This is a genomic window from Bradyrhizobium sp. SZCCHNR1043 (assembly GCF_032489675.1).
GTDB lineage: Bacteria > Pseudomonadota > Alphaproteobacteria > Rhizobiales > Xanthobacteraceae > Bradyrhizobium.
The window spans coordinates 206,084-231,042 of sequence record NZ_JAUEYN010000009.1; the positions used below are offsets into that span (position 1 = coordinate 206,084).

Here is a 24,959-nt window from a genome sequence, read left to right on the forward strand (position 1 = left end):
ATCATGCGCATGGCGAGCGCCCGCCCCTTTTGGCGCGAGGAAGAGGACGTGATGATCGAATTTCCTGCTGCGACCCGGGTCATGGCCTTGGCGGTGATCGCCGCGACGGGCCTTGCCGTCACGTCTCTTGCCGCCACCTCGGCGGATGCCGCCACCACCAAGCGCCGTGCCGTTGCCGTCACCAACAACGGCAATCCGAACTATTCCTACCAGTCCGGCCCGCGCACCCGCATCTACATCACCCGCCGCTCGTTCCTCGACGGCGGCACCGAGGTGCTTCCGGGCGACCGCAAGTTCTCGGACTATGCGTTCCCGCCGGCTGTCGGCTACCCGTCGTTCGCGCGCGAGAATCTGAACCGGCCGATCGACCGCCAGCCGCTGATGGCGCCGTCCGATCTCGGCGGCTACCCGACCCGGATTCCGATCCCCTACTGAGGGCGGCCGCATCGTCAGATCATCAAGGCCGGGCCCCGCCCGGCTTTTTGCTGTTTTGCCGCGCTGACGTTCCATCGCGTCGTCATCGATCATGAGCTGGTCACTGCTCGATTTCGAACGTGTGAGACGACCGTTCGGAGACATGGCTGACACATCGCTACACGCCGATGGAGGCCAGCCTGCTCCCACCCCTCAGTGTCATCCCGGCGAACGCCGGGATCCATAACCACCGGCCGGCATGACCGCCCGGTCTCATCGCTCCAGCGTGCCTCACACCCATGTCGGGGAGTCTGGGTCCCGGCCTTCGCCGGGACGACACCGGAATTTTCGGCACGACTGGTCATCCTCGCCCCCGCTTTCGCGTCCGAGTCTTTGCTCGTCTGATCGCCCTCTCCTTGCAGAGGGCGCAGGGAAGGCCGGGCCTCGGCTGAGGCCCGTGGCCCCCGTGCGGGAAAAATGCACGGGGCAGGAACCACAGGTACAGCCGGACCGACCCGGCCTTCCCCGCGCGATGGTCTTCACGCTTACTCTACGCTCTCCCCGGTGTCCGGCCTGTTAGCCACCGTTGTCGTCGGGATCATCGCCCTTCCGACTTGGCGCCAGCATCGGGGCGCCAGGACCACGCAGCTTCACGTCCGCAAGAGCCTCGTTCGTCCGCATGCCCCTAGGACATGCTGCGAGCCCTCGCGGCCACCGCATTCCCGCCTCGCGCCTCGTGACGATCGCGAAACGCCCCTCGCAAGCGAAGCGGGATGGAGGGAGAAGACCATGGATTCTGGAAAAACGAAAGTGAAATTTTTGACGGAGTCCGACTGATCAAGCGGACGAGATTGAAATCGCGGGCGAAAAAAGTTCTTCGCCGCGAAGGGAATAGAGCAACGGGACGACTGGCAACCTCCGTCAATCGCATCGATCGCACCCGAGAGCTGATCCGATTTGCCCGACGGGCAGTCGCGACAAGCAAGCGTCCGAGTGGGTTGCTCCGTCATGCCCGAGCTTGTCCCGGGCATCCACGTCCTTCCCGGGATGCCTCGCGATGTGGATGGCCGGGACGGGCCCGGCCATGACGACGCGGAGATGGACCGCGACAAACTCAGATCATCATATGCGATCGCCCGGCCCGACCTCGCACCGGTCTCAATCGTACAGCACAGCCGCGATCTTCGGATCGGTGATGTTGGACTTGTCATACCAGTAGAAGCCGGTGTCGGTGACCTTCGGCAGCTTCTCGCCCTTTAACGCCTTGACCGCCGACTCCACTGTGCAGCTGCCGATGCCGATCGGATTTTGCGTGATCGCGCCCGCCATCTCGCCCGAGGTGATCGCCGCCTTCTGCTGCTTGCCGGAATCGTAGCCGATCACGACGATCTTCTTCTTCATCTCCTTGACGCCGTTCAGCACGCCGATCGCGGAGCCCTCGTTGGCGCCGAAGATGCCCTTGAGGTTCGGATTGGCCTGCAGGATCGACTTGGTGATCTCGGTCGACTTCAGCTGATCGCCGCCGCCATACTGCACGCTGACGATCTTGATGTTCGGATGCTTGTCCTTGATGCGCTTCAGGAAGCCGTCGCGACGGTCGATGCCGGTGCGGCTGGTCTGGTCGTGCACGACCACAGCGACGTCGCCGGAATCCCCGATCATGTCCGCCATCTTGTCGGCGGCGAGGCCGGCCGCGGCGAGGTTGTCGGTCGTGCAGGTCGTCAACGGAATGTCGCTGTCGACGCCGGAGTCGAAGGCGATCACCGGGATCTTGCCCGCATCTGCCTTCTTCAGCAGCGGAATCGCTGCCTTGGAATCGAGCGCGGCGAAGCCGATCGCCTGCGGCTTCTTGGCGAGCGCCGCCGAGAGCATGTCGATCTGCTTGTCGACCATGGCCTCGGTCTCGGGCCCCTCGAAGGTGATCTTGACGTTGGCGGCCTTCGCGGCCTGCTCGGCGCCGAGCTTCACGGCCTGCCAGAACTGGTGCTGGAAGCCCTTGGAGACGAGGGGGATGTAGACATCGTCGGCGCGCGCGCCTGCGGACACGCCCGTGGTCATGACGGCGCCGAGCGCGACGCCGAGGAGATGCTTCTTCATTATGGGTGTTCCTCCATTCAGTCTGGTGATTGTCGTTTTGACGATGGTCTCGTTGCCGTTGCCGCTGCGCGCGGCGCTGGTCGTTCGGCTCGAACTCGGGGCGATGGTGGTCCGCTGGATCTCCTTTGAGGATCAGCCGCGGTTTCGGCGCAGCATGTCGGCGTAGACGGCGAGAATGATGATGATGCCGGTGACGACGAACTGCCATTCCTGGGCCACCGACAGGATTCGCAGCCCGTTGGTCAGCACGCTCATGATGAAGGCGCCGATGATGGTGCCGAGAATGGTGCCGGTACCGCCGCTCAGCGACGTCCCGCCGATGACGACGGCGGCGATCGCATCGAGCTCATAGCCCTGGCCGAGTGCCGGCTGCGCGGAGTTGATGCGCGAGGCGAGCAGTAGCCCGGCCACGCCGCAGATGGCGCCGCCGAGGCCATAGATGACGATCTTCCAGCGGTCGACATTGACGCCGGACAGCCGCACCGCCTCCTCGTTGCTGCCGATCGCGAACGTGTAGCGGCCGAGCGCGGTGCGGTTGAGAACGACGGCCGCCAGCACCGCCATCACGAACAGGATCAGGGCCGCGTTGGGAATCGGCAGGGCAGGAACGACAGTGCCGAGCAGCGAGTCCTGCGAGATCATCGAGAAATTCTCGGTGTTGCTGAAATAGATCGGCTTGCTGCCGGAGACGACCAGCGCCAGCCCCTTCAGCACCAGCATCATGCCGAGCGTCGCGATGAACGGCGGCACCTTCATCTTGGTGATGACCGTGCCCGACACGGCGCCTGACAGCGCGCCGGTGGCGATGGCCGCGACGATGCCCGTCCACATCGGCAGCTCCCAATAGGTCAGGAACACACCCGCCATCACGGCGCAGAAGGTCATCAGCGTGCCGACCGACAAGTCGATGCCGGCGGTGATGATCACGAAGGTCGAGGCGATCGCCAGCACGCCGTTGACCGCGGTCGCCTGCAGGATGTTGATCATGTTGTCGGTCTGCATGAAGGCCGGCGAGGCGAAGCTGAAATAGACCAGCAGCAGCACCAGGCTCGCGAAGGCCAGCAGCTTCTGCAGCGCCGCAGGTCCGAGCAGCCGGCGCCGCAGCGCGGCCATCGCACCGGACCCGGGCGCCGCGAGACTGTCCTTGTGGTCCTTGACCAATGCCGGGTCGCTCATGCCGTCAGCCTGCCTTCATGGTTTCGCGCTGCGTGGCCAGCTGCATGATCCGCTCCTGCGTGGCCTCGTCCGGCGACAGCTCGCCGGTGATGCGGCCCTCGCACATCACGACGATGCGATCGCTCATCCTGATCACCTCGGGAAGCTCCGACGAGATCATCACAATCGCCTTGCCCTGGTCGGCCAGCGAGCGGAGCAGGCGGTAGATCTCGTTCTTGGCGCCGATGTCGATGCCGCGGGTCGGCTCGTCGAAGAACAGGATGTCGCAATCACGATCGAGCCATTTGGCGATCACGATCTTCTGCTGGTTGCCGCCGGAAAGCAGGCGAACCTGCTGCGACACCGAAGGCGTGCGGATGTTCAGCATCCGGATGAAGCGGCCGGCAGTGTCGCGGATAGCGCCCTTTCTGAGCAGGAAGCTCAATGACAGATAGCTCGCGAGGTTCGACATCACGATGTTGGACGCGACATCCATGCCGGTGGCGAGCCCGAAGCGCTTGCGGTCCTCGGAGAGATAGCCGATACCGTGGGCGACCGCATGCGCCGGCGTGCGGATCGTCACGCTCCGGTTGTTGACGCGGATCTCGCCGGACGGCGCAGTGTCGGCGCCGAAGATCGCGCGCGCGACCTCGGTGCGGCCGGCGCCCATCAGTCCGGCAAAGCCGAGGATTTCGCCCTTGCGCAAGGTGAAGCTGACGTCGCGGACCAGCGGCCCGCAATTCAGCCTGCGCACCTCGAGCGCGATCTCGCCGGCCGGCGCCGTGCCCGCCACGCGCGCATCGCTCAGGCTGCGCCCTACCATCATGCCGATGATGGTCTCGATCGTGGTGCTCTCGGCCGGCACCGTCGCGACATACTCGCCGTCGCGCAGCACGGTGACGCGATCGGCGATCTGCTTCAGCTCGTCCATCTTGTGGGAGATGTAGACGATGCCGACGCCGCGTGCCTTCAAGGCGCGGATCATCTTGAACAGCTCGGCGATCTCGCGATTGTTCAGCGCGGCGGTCGGCTCGTCCATGATCAGGACGCGCGAGTTGAAGGACAGCGCCTTGGCGATCTCCACCATCTGCTGCCTGGCCACCGTCAGCCCGCCGACTGTCGTGCGCGGGTCGATCGACAGATTGAGCTGGGCAAGCAGCTCGGCCGCCTGCCGGTTGAGCCTGTCCTCGTCCAGCAGCAGCCCGAACGCCTTCATCGGCTCGCGCCCGATGAAGATGTTCTGCGCCACCGTGAGGTGGTTCATCAGCTGCAGCTCCTGATGAATGATCCCGATGCCGGCGGCCTGCGCCTCGCGCGGGCTCGGAAAATCGACGCTCGCGCCGTCATAGAGAATGTCGCCGCTATCCTTCCGGTAGACGCCGGCCATGATCTTCATCAGCGTCGATTTGCCGGCGCCGTTCTCGCCCATCAGCGCATGGACCTCGCCCGCGAGCAGCTCGAACTGCACATTGTGCAGCGCCCGGACGCCGGGAAAGCTCTTGCACAGCCGTTGAACGGAGATGAGCGGCGTGCTCATGCGTCAGCGCATGTGGTGATGGAGGTTGCGTACAATCGCCACGGGGCGGTGGTCGCGACATTGGCGGCGACACCATGCACGGCGAGCGACATATCGCATCGCAAGCGCGATCACATTCATCCTCCCCGGCCTTCGCACGCATCATGTCGAACGCGTGCGAGCCCGCGTCCATTCAATGGCGCGGCGTTGTGGTCAGGCTATTCATCCGGGGATGAAAGTCTATAGGTAAAATCGACAGGCCTTGCGATGCGCATGCAGGACGCGACCGCGGAATAGCGACGACGCGCCCGGTGGCGAGATCGAACACGTCGTGCGTTGGATTTGCGCGATCTCGACAACGACGGTGAGCCCCCCTCCCCCTTGCGGGGAGGGGTCGGGGGTGGGGGTCCCCGGGCGATGCTCTCTGATGAGTTCGTTTTGAGACGAGCGATAGAGGTGCTTCGGATGAAACGCCTCGAGGTCGATAATGAACAGGACGGTCTGGGCAAGGTGAGATGGTGCACACGGCCGTGTCGCTGGGTGGGGACCCCCACCCCCAACCCCTCCCCGCAAGGGGGAGGGGAGTGCACCTTCGGCGCGGCGGAACCTCGGCTCCGCCTACGCCGTGAGCTTCTCCAGCTCCTTGATGATCGCCTCGCCCATCTGCGTAGTCGAGGCGGGGGTCGAACCCTCGGCCTTGATGTCGGCGGTGCGCAGGCCTGACGCCAGCACGGCGGCGATGGCGGCGTCGAGCTTGTCGGCGAGCGCGCCCATGTCGAAGGAGTAGCGCAGCGCCATGCCGAACGACGTCAGCATCGCGATCGGATTCGCCAGGCCCTTGCCGGCAATGTCCGGCGCCGAGCCGTGCACCGGCTCGTACAGCGCGCGGCGCTTGTGGGTCTTGGCGTCGACCTCGCCGAGCGAGGCGGACGGCAGCATGCCGAGCGAGCCGGTCAGCATCGCCGCGATGTCCGACAGCATGTCGCCGAACAGATTGTCGGTGACGATGACGTCGAACATCTTCGGATATTTCACCAGGTTCATGCCGCCGGAATCGGCGAGCTGATGCTCGAGCGTGACGTCCTTGTATTCGCGATTGTGAACCGCGGTGACGACCTCGTTCCAGAGCACGCCCGACTTCATGACGTTGCGCTTCTCCATCGACGTCACCTTGTTGCGGCGCTTGCGCGCGAGGTCGAAGGCGACGCGGGCGATGCGCTCGATCTCATAGGTGTCGTAGACCTGGGTATCGATGGCGCGCTTCTGGCCGTTGCCGAGATCGGTGATGGTCTTGGGCTCGCCGAAATACACACCGCCGGTGAGCTCGCGCACGATCATGATGTCGAGGCCCTCGACGATCTCGCGCTTCAGGCTGGAGGCATCGGCGAGCGCCGGGTAGCACACCGCGGGGCGCAGATTGGCGAACAGGCCGAGATCCTTGCGCAGGCGCAAGAGGCCCGCCTCGGGGCGGACCTCGTAAGGAACGCCATCCCATTTCGGGCCGCCGACGGCGCCGAAGATGATGGCGTCCGCCGCCTTGGCCTTGTCCATGTCGGCCTCGGAGATCGACGCGCCGTGGGCGTCATAGGCCGCGCCGCCGACCAGCCCGTCCTCGGTCTCGAACGAAGCGAGCCCCTTGGCGTTGAGCCAGCCGATCAGCCGCTTCACCTCGGCCATCACTTCGGGGCCGATGCCGTCGCCGGGCAGCAAAAGGAGCTTCTGGGTCGCCATGGTCGTTATCCTCGCGGGGCTTGTCATGCCCGGGCGTTGCGCGGGCATCCAGCATTCTTGGCCGGATTGCCGGCCAAACCGGCAATGACGGGAACGAAAATCCGCGGGAGTGCTAAAGCCCTCCTGCACGGTTGGCAAGCCACCATTGCCGCCGCACGTCTTCTGGACCGGCGCGCCGAGCTGCTATGTTCTCCGGGATCGCCGCTAGAGAGCATGGACTGCCGGACGATCGCTGCGCCGGAGCATGTCTTGCTGAATCCCACGCCCGATCCGCCTCCGGCCCATCCGGCGCGGCTCAACCTGACGCTCTCGCTCGGCCCCATCGTCGGCCTCGGCATCGGCCGCTTCGCCTATGCGCTGGTGCTGCCGGACATGCGGGACTCGCTGCACTGGTCGTACTCGGCCGCGGGTTTCATGAACACCGTGAACGCCGCCGGCTATCTGATCGGCGCGCTGATCGCGTCGCGTCTGATCGGCCGAATCGGCGCACCGGCGACGGTGCGTGGCGGAACCCTGGCGGCGCTGGCCTCGCTCGCGGTCTGCGCCCTGACAGGCGACTTCGTCGCGCTCAGCCTGGCGCGGCTGATCACCGGCATCGGCGCGGGCGTCGCCTTCGTCGCGGGCGGCACGCTGGCGGCGCGGATCGCGCAATCGCGGCCGGCCCAGGCGAGCTTCATCCTCAGCCTGTTCTATGCCGGACCGCCGCTCGGCATCGTCGCCTCCGGCCTGGTGGCGCCGTTCGTGCTGCAGGCGTTCGGGCCTGGCTCGTGGTGGATCGTCTGGCTGGCGCTGACCGCGCTTGGCTGCGTGCTGATCCTGCCGCTGCTGCTGACGCCGATCCCGGCGATGGCGGCCGTGCCCGGCGGCGGCGCAGCCCCGGTCTCGCTGCGGCCGATGGCGATCTATCTGTTCGGCTACTTCCTCTATGGCGCCGGCTACATCGCCTATCTCACCTTCATGATCGCCTATGTCCGCGACCTCGGCGGCGGCGCCGCCGCGCAATCGGCATTCTGGTGCCTGATCGGGCTGGCCGGCTTCACCACGCCGTGGGTGTGGCGCCGCGTGCTGGCGCTGGATCGCGGCGGTATTCCGGCCGCGATCATCCTCACCATCAACGCCATCGGCGCCGCGCTGCCGGCGCTCAGCCATTCGCCAGCCATGCTGGCGCTGTCGGCCGCGATCTTCGGCGTCGCCTTCTCCACCGTCACCACGGCAACCACCGCGTTCGTGCGCTTCAACCTGCCGCAGGCGGTGTGGTCGCGCGCGATCGCGGCCCTGACCATCGTGTTCGGCATCGGCCAGACGTTGGGTCCGTTCGTGGTCGGGGCGATCACCGATGCGATGGGCAGCCTGACCTATGCGCTGAATGTGTCGGCGGCCTTGTTGCTGTTAGGGGCGGTCATGGCGGCGATGCAGGGGAAGTTGAAAGCCGCCGATCGAGCCTAACAAATGGTGTCGTCCCGGCGAACGCCGGGACCCATACCGCGGAAGCCATCGAGGGACGAGGCTGCCAGTTGCCCGCGTCATCACCGCCGGTGGCTATGGGCCCCGGCTCAAGGCCGGGACGACAGCGGAGGAAATGGCGGCGATCGCGGCTCAATCGATCGACGTCTTCAGCTCCCGCTGAACGAATTGTACCCCTGGTCTTCCCAATAGCCGCCCTTGTAGTCGTTGGTGACTTCCATCGCGACGACGTATTTCGGGTTCTTGAAGCCGAGCTTGGTGGGGACGCGGATCTTCATCGGGTAGCCGTAGGCGCGCGGCAGGATCTGGTCGGCGAACTTGAAGGTCATCTGGGTCTGCGGATGCAGCGCGGTACGCATGTCCAAAGGCGAGTTGTAGCCGTCCTTGTCGGCGCAGTTGAACCAGACATATTTCGCGCGGGTGTCCGCGCCGATCAGCTTGAGGAAATCGCGCAGCGGCGTGCCGGTCCAGGAACCGATCGCGCTCCAGCCCTCGACGCAGATGTGGCGCGTGATCTGCGTCACCTGGGGCAGCGCGTGCAGCTCGTCGAGCGTCCATGATTTCTTGTTGTCGACGAGGCCGCGCACCTCGAGCTTCCAGTCGGCGGCGTCGATCTCCGGCGCCTCGTCGAGCGTGTAGTAGGCATTGAACGGGAACGGCTTGGTGATCGCGCTCTCCGGGAAGGTCGGCGCCAGCGCGTCCGGATTGAACATCCAGGCCTGCACCGCGTCGTTGAACTTCGAGACCTTCTTGAGCAGCTCCTCGGCGGTGTCGCCGTCGACGACGTCGCAGCCGGCGAGCAAGGTCAGCGCGCCGAGGCTGGCGCCGCCGGTGATGAAGCGGCGCCGCGCGAGATCGGGCATCACCTTCAGCGAGTCCTTGATCAGGAGCCGCTTGTCGACGCCGGGAATGAGGAACGGACGTTTCGCCATGGTTGTCTCTCCTCTTAGCGGCCGATGATCATCGCGCGCAGGCTCTTCGGCACCAGCAGCGCGAGCAGGATGTGGATCACCAGGAAGGCGCAGATCAGCGCCATGCAGACGAAATGGACGTAGCGCGCCGCCGGATAGTCGCCGAACAGGCTCACCAGCCAATGCAGCTGCACCGGCTTCCACATCGACAGGCCCGTGAGCACGACGACGATGCCGACGCCGATGATGCCGAGATACAGCAGCTTCTGCACCGCGTTGTAGACGGTGAGGTCGTCATGGGCGAGCTTGAAGGTCAGCGCGGCCTTGAGGTCGGCGATGACGGACGCCGGCGAGATCGGCAGCAGCTTGCGGCGGAACCGGCCGGTAGCGAGACCGGTGACGAGATAGGCAAGGCCGTTCAGCATCAGCAGCCACATCGCCGCGAAATGCCACAGCAGCGCGCCGCCGAGCCAACCGCCGAGCGTGAAGCTGCGGTCGAAGCGGAAGTCGAACAGCGGCGAGGCGTTGTAGATTTGCCAGCCCGACATAATCATCATGATCATCGCGACGGCGTTGATCCAATGCATGACGCGCACCCAGGCCGGCTGAATGACTTTGGTCGCGACTGCGGTTGCAGGCCCCTCGGTCGCCGCGAGGGTCGAGGGGGCGCTGGTGGTGGCGCTCGTCATGGCGGTCGGCTCCGGAGCTTGCATTTACGTCGCTTGCATTCGTCACGCCAAGTATACGCCGGCTCGGCGGGCTCCGTTACACCCGCGGCGCCGATCAAAACGATACGCAGAATCGATCGCGTTCACAAAAAAGCGAGCCGGGGTGGCCCGGCTCGCTCCTGGTCACATCCGCGAGGAGGAGGAAGAAACGGATGTGTCCGGTGTCGCGCCGGGCCTCAGGACGCCGGCATCAGCACGGTGTCGACCACGTGGATGACGCCGTTCGACTGGTTGACGTTCGGGATCGTCACCATCGAGGTGCCGCCCTTGGCGTCGACGATCATGACGTTCCTGCCCTCGCGCTTGACGGTGAGCTGCTCGCCCTCGACCGTCTTCAGCATCTGGCCGTCCTTCAGGTCGGACGCCTCGAGCTTGCCGGGCACGACGTGGTAGGTGAGGATCTTGGTCAGCGTCGCCTTGTTCTCCGGCTTGACCAGGCTGTCGACGGTGCCGGCCGGCAGCTTGCCGAAGGCGGTGTTGGTCGGCGCGAACACCGTGAACGGGCCCTTGCCTTCCAGCGTCGGCACCAGGCCCGCGGCCTTCACCGCGGCGACCAGCGTCGTATGATCCTTCGAGTTGACCGCGTTCTGCACGATGTTCTTCGACGGATACATCGCCGCGCCTCCGACCATCACGGTCTTCTCCTCGGCGCTGGCGGGCGCGACGAAGATCGAGGTCAGCGACAGCGCGCTGAAGGCGGCGGCAGCGAGAAAGGCAATGCGCTTGGACATGGGTAGCTCCCTAATGAAGACGGCGGCAGAGCCGCACGATGAGTTCGACTGCGACATCGATGCGTTGGAGAGCGCTGTTGCTCTCACGTCGTGTCGAGCCGAGCTACGGACGCTTTTGGAAGCTGGTTTCGGCGAATAACTTAACGTGATCCGTGAAACCTCAGGGCATCGAGATCGTCTCGCCGACTCATTGAACGAGATCCGCGCCGCAATGTCGCAGCCTGCTGCGAACTGATCAGCTCTCTGTCGGTCATTGGCCGATGCCGATGACCGATCATCGTCGTCATTAACTACAATGCGAGCCGAGCCCGGCCGAACCTGCCGAAAACATTGCGAGTAAGACTTTCTTAAGGTTGATTGGTCGGCACGGCGCCGGCTGCGGGAAGGGGATGTCCCGCACTGTCCGGCGCGATCGGCGGGGGTTTCCTACAGTGAACAGAACGATCTGGATTGCGGGGTTCTGCCTCGTGATAATCTGCTGCTTGCTTGCAACGAAGATGGTGCTTGCCGCGGTATCGCCCGGCGACATCGCGGGCGAAGCGACGTCGTCGCTGATCCGCGAGCCGATTCCCGGCGTTGATACGTTGAACGAGTCCGATCGCAGTTTCGAATCACCGCCGCTCGATCTCAACGAAGGCACGCGCCTGCCGCTGCTCTCGAGGGCCGTGCGCGCGGAGGGACGTGGTGCGTCGGCTGCCCGCCGTGCCAAGCCGGCCAGCAAGTCGACCGTGCTGCGGCCGGCCAGGCGCGAGGCCGCGACGGTGAAGAGTGCGGCGGTGCCGTGCCGGCAGCTCGATCCGATCGCCCGCTTCCTTGCGTCGGCCAAGATCGGGGCGCGCTGCCAGGCTTGATCGTTAGCTGTGTCAGGCCGAGACGGCCGTCACCACTTGCGCCAGCAATTGCTCGCGCCGCGTCTGCGAGCGCTGGCCCTTCATGGTGGCGGCGAAGCGTTCGAGAATGCCGTCCTCGAACGCCGTGACGATGGTGTCGTGCACATAGCTGCGGCGGCAGATCGCCGGCGTGTTGGTGAGCTCGTCGGCGGCGGCGCGGATCGCTTCCAGGATCTGCTTCTTGCGGCCGCGCGCGCTCGGCGCCGGCGTGATCCGCGACAAGGTCTCCAGCGCGACGGCGGAGGCCATCAGCGTGCGGAAATCCTTCAGCGAGATCTTGATGCCAGCGATCTCGCGCAGGAAGGCATTGACCTGCGTGGTCGAGACCGCACGCACGACGCCCTGCGCGTCGCGATACTGGAACATGCGCCGGCCGGGCACGCCGCGCAGGATGCCGACGGCCCGCACCAACTTGGCGGCGTCGCATTCCTTGCGCACGGCCTTGCCGCCCTTGGCCTTGAAGGTGAGCACCAGGCTGTCGTCCTCGAGCGCGACGTTCGACTTCAAGAGCGTGGTGGCGCCGCGGGTGCCGTTCAGCCGCGCATAGGATTCGTTGCCGGGGCGGATCGCCGTGCGCGCGATCAGCTCGATGACAGCAGCGAGCGCGAACTCGCGCGTCGGCTCGTCGCCGGCGAGATGTTTCGACACCGCGCGACGGATGCGCGGCAGCGCGCCGACGAGCTTGGCGAGGCGATGCGCCTTGCGATGCTCGCGCACCTTCTCCCAGTCGGCGTGATAGCGGTATTGCAGCCGGCCGGCGGCGTCGACGCCGACCGCCTGCAGGTGCAGGCTCGGGTCGGGGGCGTAGCGTACCTCGCGATAGGCCGGCGGCACCGCCATGGCGTGCAGGCGGCGGATCGTGCCGGCGTGGCGGATCGGGGTGCCATTGGCGCGGATGAAGGTATAGCTCTTGCCGCGCTTGATGCGGCGGATGGTCAGCTCGGCCTGGTCACCGAGCTTCAGCCCGATGCGCTTGGCGAGCTCCTCGACCGAGGTCTTGGCATTGCCCTGGGCGTCGGCGGTCTTGGCGTGGGCCAGATCCTTCAAGGTCAGCTTGCGGCGCGGCGGCTTGGACGGCCACTGGCCCAGCGCTTTCGCGAGCGCGACCTCGGCGTCGGCCGGGCCGACCCGCGGGCTCTCGAAATTCTGCTGGTCCATCATTGCTTTAGACGCCCTGCCGTCGTGTTGATCCGCTCAATGCCCCGGAGTCCGGTTTGGTTCCGGCCCAGTTATCCACAGCTTCAAGGCGATTTAGGGCGTGATGGGCCGGATAGCGAGTCCCTAATTTTGGGCAAAGCGGTTTCAAAATACCGGGCAGCGACCCGATTCTGGGTAACCTTGATGCTGCTGATTGTCGCGACCTCTGCCGCGCGGCCGGCTGCCGCAACCTCCGCGCACAATTCTTTGATCCTGCGCAGACCGGGTCCCCGCCGAAGGTTCTACTTGTCTTGCCTTGTCGCCGCCGGTTACGCGGACGCATAGTGGGAACAACGACGGCCTGCGCTGGACCACGGCGGGCCGCATGTGGAGGGTGTGAAATGTCCGAGAAGATCTACGACGTTCCGGCCGAATGGGCGAAACGCGCCTTTGTCGACGACGCGAAGTACCAGGAGATGTACGCGCGCTCGATCAAGGATCCCAACGGCTTCTGGGCCGAGCAGGCCAGGCGCGTCGACTGGGTCAAGGCGCCGACGAAGATCGAGAACGTCTCCTTCGCCCCCGGCAACATCTCGATCAAATGGTTCGAGGACGGCGTCCTCAACGCCGCCTACAACTGCGTCGACCGTCACCTCGCCACCCGCGGCGATCAGACCGCGATCATCTGGGAGGGCGACGACCCCTCGCAATCCAAGCACATCACCTATCGCGAGCTGCACGACGAGGTGTGCAGGATGGCCAACATCCTGCGCAACCGCAACGTCAAGAAGGGCGACCGCGTCACCATCTATCTGCCGATGATCCCGGAAGCCGCCTATGCAATGCTGGCCTGCGCGCGCATCGGCGCCATCCACTCGGTGGTGTTCGCCGGGTTCTCGCCGGACTCGCTTGCCCAGCGCATCAAGGACTGCGATTCCAAGATCATCATCACCGCCGACGAGGGCCTGCGCGGCGGCCGCAAGGTGCCGCTCAAGGCCAATGTCGATGCCGCGCTGAACAAGGTCGACAATGTCGACTGGGTCGTCGTGGTCAAGCGCACCGGCGGCAAGATCGAGATGAACCCGAGCCGCGACCTCTGGTACCACGAGGCCGCGGAGATGGTGACCACCGAATGCCCGTGCGAGCCGATGCATGCGGAGGATCCGCTGTTCATCCTCTACACCTCGGGCTCGACCGGCCAGCCCAAGGGCGTGCTGCACACCACCGGCGGCTATCTCGTCTACGCCGCGATGACGCATCAATACGTGTTCGACTATCACGACGGCGACGTCTACTGGTGCACCGCCGACGTCGGCTGGGTCACCGGCCACAGCTACATCCTCTATGGGCCGCTGGCCAATGGCGCGATCACGCTGATGTTCGAAGGCGTGCCGAACTATCCGGACAATTCGCGGTTCTGGAACGTCATCGACAAGCACAAGGTCAACATCTTCTACACCGCGCCGACCGCGATCCGCGCCCTGATGCAGGGCGGCGACGCGCCGGTCAAGAAGACCTCGCGCGCGTCTCTGCGCCTGCTCGGCTCGGTCGGCGAGCCGATCAATCCTGAAGCCTGGGAGTGGTATCACCGCGTCGTCGGCGACGACCGCTGCCCGATCGTCGACACCTGGTGGCAGACCGAGACCGGCGGCATCCTGATCACGCCGCTGCCGGGCGCGACCAAATTGAAGCCGGGTTCGGCGACGCGGCCGTTCTTCGGTGTCGTGCCGGAGATCGTCGATGCCGACGGCAAGCCGCTGGAGGGCGCGACCGAAGGCAATCTCTGCCTCACCCGCTCCTGGCCGGGCCAGATGCGCACCGTCTATGGCGACCATGCCCGGTTCGAGATGACCTACTTCTCGACCTACAAGGGCAAGTACTTCACCGGCGACGGCTGCCGCCGCGACGCCGACGGCTACTATTGGATCACCGGCCGCGTCGACGACGTCATCAACGTCTCCGGCCACCGCATGGGCACCGCCGAGGTGGAGAGCGCGCTGGTCGCCCACGCCAAGGTCTCGGAAGCCGCCGTGGTCGGCTATCCCCACGACATCAAGGGCCAGGGCATCTACGCCTATGTCACCCTGATGGCCGGCGAGCAGCCGAGCGAGGAGCTGCGCAAGGAGCTCGTCGCCTGGGTGCGCAAGGAGATCGGCCCGATCGCCTCGCCCGACCAGATCCAGTTCGCCCCTGGCCTGCCCAAGACCCGCTCCGGCAAGATCATGCGCCGCATCCTGCGCAAGATTGCCGAGGACGAGCCGGGCGCACTGGGCGACACCTCGACCCTCGCCGATCCCGGCGTGGTCGACGACCTCGTGCAGCACCGTCAGAACCGCAAGGAGAAGCAGGCGTAGGCACGCCATGCTCGGCGGGCGCGAGACGCGCTCGCCGCAGTCGTCAAGGCTCATCGCACTCCCGCGGCTGATTCCGCGGGAGTGTTGTTTTCAGGTCATTTACTTGCAGACGAAGTTTTTCTTTCCTCAAGCCATCCGCGTGCTCCCGGCCGGGGAGCGGGCACCTTGACGGCAGGTGAGGGGATGGCGATGCGGACTGGGGCGGGCAGGCTGACAATGAAGGCCGCGATGGTGGCCGCGTCGGTGGTCGGAGCCATGGTCACGACGGCCGACTCTGCGTCGGCCCGTCCCGAGCTGGTCGCCATCGCCGGCGACTATTCGCCGGGGACGATCGTGGTGAGGACCGGCGAGCGGAAGCTCTATCTCGTGCTCGATGGCAGCCACGCCATGCGCTACACAGTCGGCGTCGGCAAGGCCGGCCGGCAATGGGCCGGCACCACCAAGATCGACGGCAAGTACAGATATCCGGCCTGGGCGCCGCCGGCCGACGTCAAGCGCGACAAGCCCAACATCCCCGACGTGATCCCCGGCGGCTCGCCGCAGAACCCGATGGGCGTCGCCGCCATGACGCTCGCGGGCGGCGAATATGCGATCCATGGCACCAACGTGCCGAACTCGGTCGGCGGCTACGTGTCCTACGGCTGCATCCGCATGCTCAACCCCGATATCACCGACCTCTACGAGCGCGTGTCGATCGGCACGACGGTGGTGGTCACGCGCTGAGTCACCGTTGCGATACGGAAGCGCAGCGAACGCGGGACCGACGAGCCCGGCGCCGAACCGCGAACGTCGCGCGCGGACATCCCGTCAGAAGTCCGAGATGATTCCCTTTTTCTCCCAGTCGCCGTAACGGGTCGGCTCCGGCCCTTTCGGCCCCTGCAACTCCGTCGGCATCGGCTTCGTCTGTTCTGCTGCCAGTCGGCGGCGTTCCTCAGCCTCGGCCAGCGCGCGCTGCGCGGCCGGCGTCAGCGGCTTGCGCGGATTGTCGTTGCTGGCGACCACCGACAATGCGGGCCTGGTCTCAGGCCCGCTCTTGGACTCACTCTTGGGCTCGTTACTCATCGTACCATTCCACCGTTGAACCGGATCGTTCCCGATATCATCAGATCGTGTGAGCGCACGCGATAAAACAGGTCTAAAAAATGCGGAGCCGATTCTTACATTTGGCATATTCCGGTGACAGAGGACCCGCAAGCTGATGGCATGCACCCGATCGTCGCGGAACTGCCTTTCTTCTTTCGCGAGTAATTCCCAGGCATGCCTCCGCCGCGTTTTGCGACCCCTTCCGAAGTCCCAGGCTTGGCGGCACGCCGCATCGCCGCCGACGTGGTTGACGGCGTGCTGCACAAGCATCGCACCCTCGACGATCAGCTCGACGGAACCGGCGCGCATCCCGGACTGAAGCATCTCGCCGACCGCGACCGCGCGCTGATGCGCCGGCTGGTCGCCACCACCCTGCGGCGGCTCGGAACGCTCGGCCACGTGCTGTCGCGGCTGTTGGATCGCGGCGTGCCGACCGACGCGCCGCGGGCGCAGAGCGCGCTCTTGATCGGCGCCGCCCAGATCCTGTGGATGGACGTCCCCGACCACGCCGCCGTCGACCTCTCCGTCCGCCTGGTCCAGGCCGACCGCCGCGCCGCGAAGTATGCCGGGCTCGTCAACGCGGTGCTGCGGCGCTGCGCGCGCGAGGGTGCGGGCCTGCTCGACGACGCCACCGGCCAGCCGCTCGACATCGCACCCTGGCTGCTCAAGCGCTGGATCGATCATTACGGCGAAGCGACCGCGAAGGACATCGCCGCGGCGCTCGGCCAGGAGCCGTCGCTCGACCTGACAGTGAAGTCGGACCCGGCGCAATGGGCGTCGCGGCTGCATGGTGAGGTGCTGCCGACCGGGACCGTGCGCACCGTGCTGCATGGTTCGGTGACAGTCCTGCCGGGCTTCGTCGAGGGCCAATGGTGGGTGCAGGACGCCGCCGCCGCCCTGCCTGCACGGCTGCTCGGCGACGTCGGCGGCAAGACCATCGCCGACCTCTGCGCCGCACCCGGCGGCAAGACGGCCCAGCTTGCCCACGGCGGCGCCCGCGTCACCGCGGTCGACCGGTCGCCGGCCCGGATGAACCGGCTGAAGGACAACATGACCCGGCTGCAGCTCACGGCCGAGACGGTCGTGGCCGATGCCGCCGAATGGCAGCCCGCCGAAAGCGGCGGCTTCGACGGCCTGCTGCTTGATGCCCCCTGCACCTCAACCGGCACCATTCGGCGCCATCCCGATGTCGGCTGGTTGCGCAGCGAGGCCGACATCGCCGCCCTGTCAGCACTCCAGGCGCGGCTGCTGACCCGAGCGAGCGGCCTGCTCAAGCCGGGCGGAACCCTGGTCTATTGTACCTGTTCGCTGGAGCCCGAGGAGGGCGAGCAGGTGGTCGAGCGCGTGCTGGCCGAAACCACCGAGCTGCGCCGCATCCCCGTCACCCCTGGCGAGGTGGCAGGACTGGCCGAGCTGGTCACGCCGGCCGGCGACCTGCGCACTCTGCCCTGCCATTTGCCGCACCAGGACCCCCGGCTTGGCGGTCTCGACGGATTTTATGCGGCGAGACTGGAGCGGCGGCCGTGAGCGTGTCATCGTGCGCGCCGTGCGCCGGCCCTGCGTCGGTCGCGGGTTGAGGGCGTCGGCGTTGCGTTAGTCCGTTAAATCCTGATTTTGCACCAGATTCTGGTCCCGCGATGGTGCTGCACCGGGGCCAAAAATGGTGTATCGGCGGCAGTTGCGATCTATGAAGGATGCGCAACCGAATCCCTCTCTGAATCCAAGGCTTGGCGTGTCCGCCGCTCAACGCAGACGCATATCGACGCTGGTGATGGGCCGCTTTGCGCGCAGCCTGATGTCCAACGTCAGCGGTGTATCGGTATCCGTGTCCGGCTTGTGGCCCGGACGGGCGGACCGACTCATCATTGCGCCGCATGACCTGCGCACTTCGGACGCGACGCGGGCCGCCGAGATCTATGCCGGCCGCTTCGTCTTCGCCGGCAAGATCGTGACCTGCCATGGCCGCTCGATCTTCGACCTGGAGCCGCCATCGGAGGATTGGGAGGTCGCCCTGCTCGGCTTCGGCTGGCTGCGACATCTGCGCGCAGCCGACACCGCGCTGACCCGCGCCAACGCCCGTGCCCTGGTCGACGACTGGATCACCAACCAGATCGGCCGCCATCCGCTGAGCCGGCGCGCCGACGTGCTGGCCCGGCGGGTGATCTCGCTGCTGTCGCAGGCGCCGCTGGTGCTGGCCGATTCCGACGGCAAGTTCTACCGCCGCTATCTTCGGGGGCTGACCCGCGAGATCCGCTATCTGCGCTATTCGACCATCGACATCCCGGATGGCGCGCCGCGGCTGCAGGTGCTGATCGCACTGTGTTATGCGGCGCTGTGCCTCGCCAACCAGGCCAAGCACATCCGCAGCGCGACCCGAAAACTCTCCGACGAATTGCAGCGGCAGATCCTGCCCGATGGCGGCCACGTGTCGCGCAATCCGGGCGCGCTGATCGAGCTGCTGATCGACCTGCTGCCGCTGCGGCAGACGTTTGCGGCCCGCAACATCGCCCCGCCGCCGGCGCTGCTCAACGCCATCGACCGCATGATGCCGATGCTGCGCTTCTTCCGGCACGGCGACGGCAACATGGCGCTGTTCAATGGCATGGGCGGCACCCCGTCCGACCTGCTGGCGACCCTGCTCGCCTATGACGACACCCACGGCACGCCGATGGCGAGCATGCCGCATTCCGGTTTCCAGCGGCTCGACGCCGGACCGATGACGGTGATCGTCGACACCGGTGCGCCGCCGCCGCCGCATCTGAGCCATGAGGCCCATGCCGGCTGTCTCGCCTTCGAGATGTCCTCCGGACCGTGCCGCATCGTGATCAATTGCGGCATGCCGTCCACCGGCCGCGACAATTGGCGCGCCTTCGCGCGCAGCACGGTGGCGCATTCGACGCTGACCTATCACAACACCTCGTCCTGCACCTTCGTCGAGATGTCGGCGATGAAGCGCCTGCTGCATGGCGCGCCGATCGTGTCGGGTCCGACGCGGGTCGAGAACTTCCGCGAGGTCGTGCCCGACGGCACCGTGCTGTCGACCTCGCACAATGGCTACGCGGCGAAGTTCGGCCTCGTCCACCGCCGCGTGCTGGTGGCGGCCGAGGACGGCTCCCGGCTCGACGGCGAGGATACCGTGACGCCGGCGCAAGGCGCCCGACTTCGCGGCGGCGGCTCGGACTACGCGCTGCGCTTCCATCTGCATCCGGCCGTCAAGGCCAGCCGGCTCAGCGACGGCCGCGGCGCCATGCTGGTGCTGCCCAATCGCGAGGTCTGGACGTTCGAGACGTTCGACGATCGCGTCGATCTCGAGGACAGCGTGTTTCTCGCCGGCAATGACGGTCCGCGCCGCACCACGCAGCTGGTGATCCGGCAGGACGCGCAGCAAGCCCCATCGATCCGCTGGAGCTTCGTGCGCTCGTCGGCGTCGCCGACCGAGACCAACGGACGCCGCAATGCTCGGAGAGAGCCGGAATTGCCGCTGTAACACCCTGGCTCTCGCTTCTCAGATCATCTCACATCACCGTCCGTCGAGACGTCCGCCTTCGGCGGGCCCTCGGGACGCGGCCGATGTTCGGGCGAGACCGTGCACCCACATGGTGAGCTGTGAGGCCAGGATGATCGTTTGATCGCCCACCCGTTGTCGCGGGCGGCAAAAGCTGATATGAGGCCCGCTCTCGTGCGACTGGCGACTTTGGATGGAGCACCATCGGGGAGCGCGGGATTGACCGCCGTGCGCCTGGGCAAATTGAACTCCTGCACAAGGACTCTGCCCATGACCAATCAGCTTCGTCGCGTTCACCGTGCCCTGTTATCCGTTTCCGACAAGACCGGTCTGGTCGAGTTCGCGCGCGCGCTTGCGGCGCGCGGTGTCGAGCTCGTATCGACCGGCGGCACCGCCAGGGCGATTTCCGAGGCCGGCCTGAAGGTCAAGGACGTCTCCGACCTCACCGGCTTTCCGGAGATGATGGACGGCCGCGTCAAGACCCTGCACCCCAAGGTGCATGGCGGCCTGCTCGCGATCCGCGGCAATGATGAGCATGCGGCGGCGATGAAGAGCCACGACATCGCGCCGATCGACCTGCTCGTCGTCAACCTCTACCCGTTCGAGGCCACGGTCGAACGCGGCGCCCCGTTCAACGACTGCATCGAGAACATCGACATCGGCGGCCCGGCGATGATCCGCGCGGCGTCGAAGAACCACGAGGACGTCGCCGTCGTCGTCGACGTCAACGACTATCACGCTGTGCTCGACGACCTCACGCGGCATGACGGCTCGACCACGCTGCTGCTGCGCCGCCGGCTTGCCGCCAAGGCCTATGCGCGCACTGCCGCCTATGACGCCGCGATCTCCAACTGGTTCGCCGCCACCATCCAGAACGACGCGCCCGATTACCGCGCCTTCGGCGGCAAGCTGATCCAGTCGCTGCGCTATGGCGAAAACCCGCATCAGCATGCGGCGTTCTACGCGCTGCCCGGCCGCCGTCCCGGCGTCGCCACCGCGCGCCAGTTGCAAGGCAAGGAGCTGTCCTACAACAACATCAACGACACCGACGCGGCCTATGAGTGCATCGCCGAGTTCGATCCGGCGCGCACCGCCGCCTGCGTCATCGTCAAGCACGCCAACCCGTGCGGCGTCGCCGAAGGGCCCGATCTCGTCACCGCCTACCAGAAGGCGCTGGCCTGCGATTCGACCTCGGCGTTCGGCGGCATCATCGCGATGAACCGCAAGCTCGACGCCGCCACGGCACGCGCGATCACCGGCATCTTCACCGAGGTGATCATCGCGCCCGACGCCACCGAGGAGGCGATCTCCATCATCGCCGGCCGCAAGAAACTGCGGCTGCTGCTGGCGGGCGCCCTGCCCGATCCGCGCGAGGCCGGCCTCACCGCGAAGACGGTGTCCGGCGGCCTGCTGGTGCAGAGCCGCGACAATGCCGTCGTCGATGACATGGAGCTGAAGGTGGTGACCAAGCGCGCGCCCACCAAGGCCGAGCTGCGTGACCTGCGCTTCGCCTTCCGCGTCGCCAAGCACGTGAAGTCGAACACCATCGTCTATGCCAAGGATTCGGCAACGGTCGGCATCGGCGCCGGGCAGATGAGCCGGGTCGATTCGGCGCGCATCGCCGCGCGCAAGGCGCTGGATGCGGCCGCGGAGCTGAAGCTCGCCGAGCCCCTGACCAAGGGATCGGTCGTCGCCTCCGACGCGTTCTTCCCGTTCGCCGACGGCATGCTCGCCTGCATCGAGGCCGGCGCCACCGCAGTGATCCAGCCGGGCGGCTCGGTGAAGGACGACGAGGTCATCAAGGCGGCTGACGAGCACGGCATCGCCATGGTGCTGACCGGCGTGCGGCACTTCCGGCACTAGCGAGGTCGTCATTGCCGGGCTTGACCCGGCAATCCATCGTCTGAAGAAGAGCCTGTCGAAGCGGGATGGATGCCCGGGTCAAGCCCGGGCATGACGGTCTGAGTTGACCCGCGCCAGCAACACCAGCCCCACCGCAAAGAACGGCACGAGCACGGCCATGCCGGCCTTCTGACTCGCAGTGACCGCGGTGATGGTGCCGATCAGCAGCGGGCCGATGAACGATGTGACCTTGCCGGTGAGCGCGAAGAGGCCGAAATATTGCGCCACGCGCTCCTTCGGCACCATCCGGATCAGCAGCGAGCGCGAGGCCGCCTGCAGCGGCGCGCCGCAGGCGCCGATGATGCAGCCGAGCAAGAGATAGGCGCGCTCCGGCAGCGAGGCGAACAGCGGGCCGCCGGGCACCGCCGGCGTGACCGGAATGAACAGAATCGACTCGCGGCTCACCATGAGAATCGCGATGATCGCGAGCAGCAGCAAGGTCATGCTGCCGGCGATCACGCGCTTCGGCCCCAGGAAATCATCCAGCTTGCCGCCGAGCCAGCCGCCGAACGTGCCGGCGGCGGCGAGAATGATGCCGAAGGTGCCGATCTGGATCGTGTTCCAGCCGAACGTGCCGGCGGCATAGATGCCGCCGAAGGCGAACAGCGAGACGAGGCCATCGGTGTAGATCATGTTGGCGAGGAGAAAGAACGCAACGTCACGTTGCTGCGGCAGGCTGCGCAATGTCTCCTTCAACTGACCGATGCCTTCGCGCACGGCCGCGCCCAACCGGTGCCGCGCCGGAAAGTCCGGCGTGAACAGGAACATCGGCAGCACGAACACGATGAACCAGAGCCCGGTGAGCGGACCGGAGATGCGGTCGCCTTCATGGCTCACGGGATCGAGCCCGAACAGCGGCTTGAATCCAAACAGCGTGCGGCCGCTATCGGGATTGGCGGCGAGAAAGCCGAGCACGATGACGAGCGAGAGAATGCCGCCGACATAGCCGGTGGCCCATCCGGTGCCGGACAGCCGGCCGATGCGTTCCGGCGGCACCAAGGTCGGCATCATCGCGTTGTTGAACACCGTGGCGAACTCGACTCCAATGGTGGCGATCACGTAGACCGCGAGCAGCGGCGGGATCAGCTCCGGCGCGCCGGGACGCCCGATCCACATCAGCGAGGCGCCGATCACCAGCATCGCGCCGAACGCCGCGATCCATGGCTTGCGGCGGCCGGTGGCATCGGCGATGGCGCCGAACACCGGTGACAGCAGCGCGATGACGATGCCGGCCGCGGCGGTCGCAAAGCCCCACAGCGCCTGGCCGCTCGCCGCGTCCGGCGCGACATGCGCCGCGAAATAGGGCGCGAAGACGAAGGTCGTGATCAGCGTGAAATAGGGCTGCGCCGCCCAATCGAAGAAGATCCAGCTGACGACGGCCGCGCGCCCGGGATAGATTCGGCCGTCGGCAGTGCCAGAGGTCTCGATCGTGGTGACGGCCATTCGAAGATCCTTTGCGATCACGGCGTCGCATCCTGCGACGATCACGGTGTCGCGTTTTACGCCGGCGACGCGGCCCTATAACATCTGACGATCCCAGGCGGATGTCAGCAACGGCGGAATTGCGATGACCACGTTCACGATTGATCGACGACGGCTCCTTGCGGGTTTCATGCTGTTGCTGGCCGGCTGCCTGCCGGCGCGGGCGCTGGATTCGCAAGCCATCGACATCCCGCAGCCACCCGGTGTCGCCGCGCCGGCGCAGCCGCCCGCGCATGGCATGGTGGTGGCACAGGAGAGGATCGCAGCCGAAGTCGGCCAGCGCATCCTCGCGCTCGGCGGCAACGCAGTCGATGCCGCCGTTGCCACCGGCTTTGCGATGGCGGTCACCTATCCCGTTGCCGGCAACATCGGCGGCGGCGGCTTCATGGTCATTCACATCGCCGGGACCAACGACGACGTGGCGATCGACTATCGCGAGACCGGCCCCGCTGCCATCACGCGCGACATCTTCCTCGGCGCCGATGGCAAGCCCGACAATGCCAAGTCGCGCGACTCCGCGCTGTCGATCGGCGTGCCCGGATCGGTCGCAGGTCTCGCGCTGGCGCTGGAGAAATACGGCTCGGGCAAATTCACGCTGGCGCAGTTGCTGCATCCGGCGATCGTGCTGGCGCGCGACGGCATCCCGGTCACCGACGACGTTGCCGTCACCCTGCCGATGATGGCGCCGCGGCTGGCCAAATGGAAATCGTCGGCCGCGATCTTCATTCGTCCCGACGGCACGGTGCTGAGGGAAGGAGACCGGCTGATCCAGCGCGATCTGGCGGCGACGCTCACCGCCATTGCCGAGCAGGGCCCGCGCGGATTTTATGAAGGGCCGGTCGCCGACCAACTCGCCAAGGCGATCCAGGATGCCGGCGGCATCATGACAGCGGACGATCTCAAATCCTACCAGCCGGTGCTGCGCACGCCGGTGCGCGGCACCTATCGCGGCTATGACATCGTGTCGATGCCGCTGCCGTCGTCGGGCGGCACCGTGCTGGTCGAGATGCTGAACATCCTCGAAGGCTTTCCGCTCGCTGAGCTGAAGCAGGGCTCGCCCGCGTCGCTGCATCTGCTGATCGAGGCGATGAAGCGTGCCTATGCCGATCGTGCGCGCTATCTCGGCGACCCCGCCTTCGTCGACGCGCCGGTGCGCGCGATGTTGTCGAAGGACTATGCCGCGCGCCAGCGCGCCGGGATCGATCCCGCGCACGCCACCAGCGCCGGCGACGTGCTCAACACCACGCCGCTGCGGGAGGGCAGCAACACCACGCATTTCTCGGTCGTCGACAATGACGGCAATGCCGTCAGCAACACCTACACGCTGAACTTCCCCTATGGCGTCGGCCTCGTCGCCGAGGGCACCGGCGTGCTACTCAACAACGAGCTCGACGATTTCACGGCCGCGCCCGGCGCCTCCAACGCCTTCGGCCTGGTCGGCTTCGAAGCCAATCTGCCCGGTCCCGGCAAGCGGCCGCTGTCGTCGATGTCGCCGACCATCGTGCTGAAGGACGGCAAGCCCGTGCTCGTCACGGGCTCCCCGGGCGGCAGCCGCATCATCTCGACCGTGCTGCAGGTGACCATCAACGTGCTCGACTATCGGATGGACGTCCGACAGGCCGTCACCGCGCCTCGCCTGCATCACCAATGGATGCCCGACGAGGTCCGAATCGAGAAGGGTTTTGCCGATGACGTGCTCGCCGGTCTGCGCGCCCGAGGTCACAAGATCGAGGAGCCGATGGGACGGACCTCGGCCAACTCCATCCTGGTGACGTCCGATGGATTCGTCGGCGCGCCGGATCCGCGCAGCAAGGGCGCCACCGCAGCCGGGCGCTGAGGCGCCGGTTCCCAGGCGATGT

The 24,959-nt window shown here is 66.4% G+C and carries 19 protein-coding genes and 1 riboswitch; of the genes, 9 read left to right on the forward strand and 10 right to left on the reverse strand.

The window, feature by feature from the left end:
• Window positions 1–51 precede the first annotated feature (51 nt).
• On the forward strand, window positions 52–435 hold the full coding sequence (locus QX039_RS17505; protein ID WP_315740669.1) for a hypothetical protein: 384 nt from the start codon (window positions 52–54) through the stop codon (window positions 433–435).
• A 1,137-nt stretch (window positions 436–1,572) separates the two neighbouring features.
• Here the strand turns inward: QX039_RS17505 and QX039_RS17510 are convergent.
• The 4 genes from QX039_RS17510 to leuB form a co-directional block, all read right to left on the reverse strand.
• The gene (locus QX039_RS17510) at window positions 1,573–2,514 is read right to left on the reverse strand and encodes an ABC transporter substrate-binding protein (RefSeq protein WP_315770681.1); all 942 of its coding nucleotides are present in this window, start codon (window positions 2,512–2,514) and stop codon (window positions 1,573–1,575) included.
• A 129-nt stretch (window positions 2,515–2,643) separates the two neighbouring features.
• Complete coding sequence (locus QX039_RS17515; protein WP_315770576.1) at window positions 2,644–3,687, reverse strand: ABC transporter permease; 1,044 nt, start codon at window positions 3,685–3,687, stop codon at window positions 2,644–2,646.
• Window positions 3,688–3,691: 4 nt separating this feature from the next.
• Window positions 3,692–5,203 (reverse strand): sugar ABC transporter ATP-binding protein, encoded by a 1,512-nt coding sequence (locus QX039_RS17520; RefSeq protein ID WP_315770577.1) that lies wholly within the window; start codon window positions 5,201–5,203, stop codon window positions 3,692–3,694.
• A gap of 597 nt (window positions 5,204–5,800) precedes the next feature.
• Window positions 5,801–6,913, reverse strand: a complete 1,113-nt coding sequence (gene leuB / locus QX039_RS17525; RefSeq protein ID WP_315770579.1) for a 3-isopropylmalate dehydrogenase — start codon at window positions 6,911–6,913, stop codon at window positions 5,801–5,803.
• Between the two features lie 213 nt (window positions 6,914–7,126).
• Here leuB and QX039_RS17530 point away from each other — a divergent pair, with 213 nt between their 5' ends.
• On the forward strand, window positions 7,127–8,359 hold the full coding sequence (locus QX039_RS17530) for a YbfB/YjiJ family MFS transporter (protein WP_315770580.1): 1,233 nt from the start codon (window positions 7,127–7,129) through the stop codon (window positions 8,357–8,359).
• A 167-nt stretch (window positions 8,360–8,526) separates the two neighbouring features.
• Here the strand turns inward: QX039_RS17530 and QX039_RS17535 are convergent, their stop codons facing one another.
• From QX039_RS17535 to QX039_RS17545, 3 genes are all read right to left on the reverse strand, one after another.
• Window positions 8,527–9,309 (reverse strand): molybdopterin-binding protein, encoded by a 783-nt coding sequence (locus QX039_RS17535; protein WP_315770582.1) that lies wholly within the window; start codon window positions 9,307–9,309, stop codon window positions 8,527–8,529.
• Between the two features lie 14 nt (window positions 9,310–9,323).
• Window positions 9,324–9,977, reverse strand: a complete 654-nt coding sequence (locus QX039_RS17540; RefSeq protein ID WP_315770584.1) for a cytochrome b/b6 domain-containing protein — start codon at window positions 9,975–9,977, stop codon at window positions 9,324–9,326.
• 215 nt (window positions 9,978–10,192) lie between these two features.
• Window positions 10,193–10,747 (reverse strand): fasciclin domain-containing protein, encoded by a 555-nt coding sequence (locus QX039_RS17545; protein WP_315770585.1) that lies wholly within the window; start codon window positions 10,745–10,747, stop codon window positions 10,193–10,195.
• A gap of 482 nt (window positions 10,748–11,229) precedes the next feature.
• Here QX039_RS17545 and QX039_RS17550 point away from each other — a divergent pair, with 482 nt between their 5' ends.
• Window positions 11,230–11,598, forward strand: a complete 369-nt coding sequence (locus QX039_RS17550; protein ID WP_315770586.1) for a hypothetical protein — start codon at window positions 11,230–11,232, stop codon at window positions 11,596–11,598.
• Window positions 11,599–11,610: 12 nt separating this feature from the next.
• On the opposite strand, the gene QX039_RS17555 is transcribed toward QX039_RS17550, so the two are convergent.
• Window positions 11,611–12,798, reverse strand: coding sequence for a DNA topoisomerase IB (locus tag QX039_RS17555; protein WP_315770588.1), 1,188 nt, complete (start codon window positions 12,796–12,798; stop codon window positions 11,611–11,613).
• A 377-nt stretch (window positions 12,799–13,175) separates the two neighbouring features.
• On the opposite strand from QX039_RS17555, the gene acs reads away from it, so the two are divergent.
• A complete protein-coding gene (gene acs / locus QX039_RS17560; protein WP_315770589.1) occupies window positions 13,176–15,128 on the forward strand; it encodes an acetate--CoA ligase in 1,953 nt (650 codons plus the stop codon).
• A gap of 216 nt (window positions 15,129–15,344) precedes the next feature.
• Window positions 15,345–15,851 carry a L,D-transpeptidase gene (locus QX039_RS17565; RefSeq protein ID WP_409998828.1) on the forward strand — a complete coding sequence of 169 codons (507 nt, stop codon included), beginning with the start codon at window positions 15,345–15,347 and terminating at the stop codon, window positions 15,849–15,851.
• An 84-nt stretch (window positions 15,852–15,935) separates the two neighbouring features.
• Here the strand turns inward: QX039_RS17565 and QX039_RS17570 are convergent, their stop codons facing one another.
• Window positions 15,936–16,190, reverse strand: a complete 255-nt coding sequence (locus tag QX039_RS17570) for a DUF1674 domain-containing protein (protein WP_315740657.1) — start codon at window positions 16,188–16,190, stop codon at window positions 15,936–15,938.
• A 195-nt stretch (window positions 16,191–16,385) separates the two neighbouring features.
• Here QX039_RS17570 and QX039_RS17575 point away from each other — a divergent pair, with 195 nt between their 5' ends.
• From QX039_RS17575 to purH, 3 genes are all read left to right on the forward strand, one after another.
• Window positions 16,386–17,738: an RsmB/NOP family class I SAM-dependent RNA methyltransferase gene (locus QX039_RS17575; protein WP_315770591.1), complete on the forward strand. Its 1,353-nt coding sequence runs from the start codon at window positions 16,386–16,388 to the stop codon at window positions 17,736–17,738.
• A 244-nt stretch (window positions 17,739–17,982) separates the two neighbouring features.
• The gene (locus tag QX039_RS17580) at window positions 17,983–19,698 is read left to right on the forward strand and encodes a heparinase II/III family protein (protein ID WP_315758723.1); all 1,716 of its coding nucleotides are present in this window, start codon (window positions 17,983–17,985) and stop codon (window positions 19,696–19,698) included.
• Window positions 19,699–19,882: 184 nt separating this feature from the next.
• Window positions 19,883–19,963: riboswitch (ZMP/ZTP riboswitch) on the forward strand.
• Window positions 19,964–19,986: 23 nt separating this feature from the next.
• Window positions 19,987–21,579 (forward strand): bifunctional phosphoribosylaminoimidazolecarboxamide formyltransferase/IMP cyclohydrolase, encoded by a 1,593-nt coding sequence (gene purH, locus QX039_RS17585; protein ID WP_315770593.1) that lies wholly within the window; start codon window positions 19,987–19,989, stop codon window positions 21,577–21,579.
• A 78-nt stretch (window positions 21,580–21,657) separates the two neighbouring features.
• Here purH and QX039_RS17590 read toward each other — a convergent pair whose 3' ends face one another.
• Complete coding sequence (locus QX039_RS17590; protein WP_315770595.1) at window positions 21,658–23,061, reverse strand: MFS transporter; 1,404 nt, start codon at window positions 23,059–23,061, stop codon at window positions 21,658–21,660.
• 169 nt (window positions 23,062–23,230) lie between these two features.
• On the opposite strand from QX039_RS17590, the gene ggt reads away from it, so the two are divergent.
• Window positions 23,231–24,937, forward strand: a complete 1,707-nt coding sequence (gene ggt, locus QX039_RS17595) for a gamma-glutamyltransferase (protein ID WP_315770684.1) — start codon at window positions 23,231–23,233, stop codon at window positions 24,935–24,937.
• Window positions 24,938–24,959: the final 22 nt, after the last annotated feature.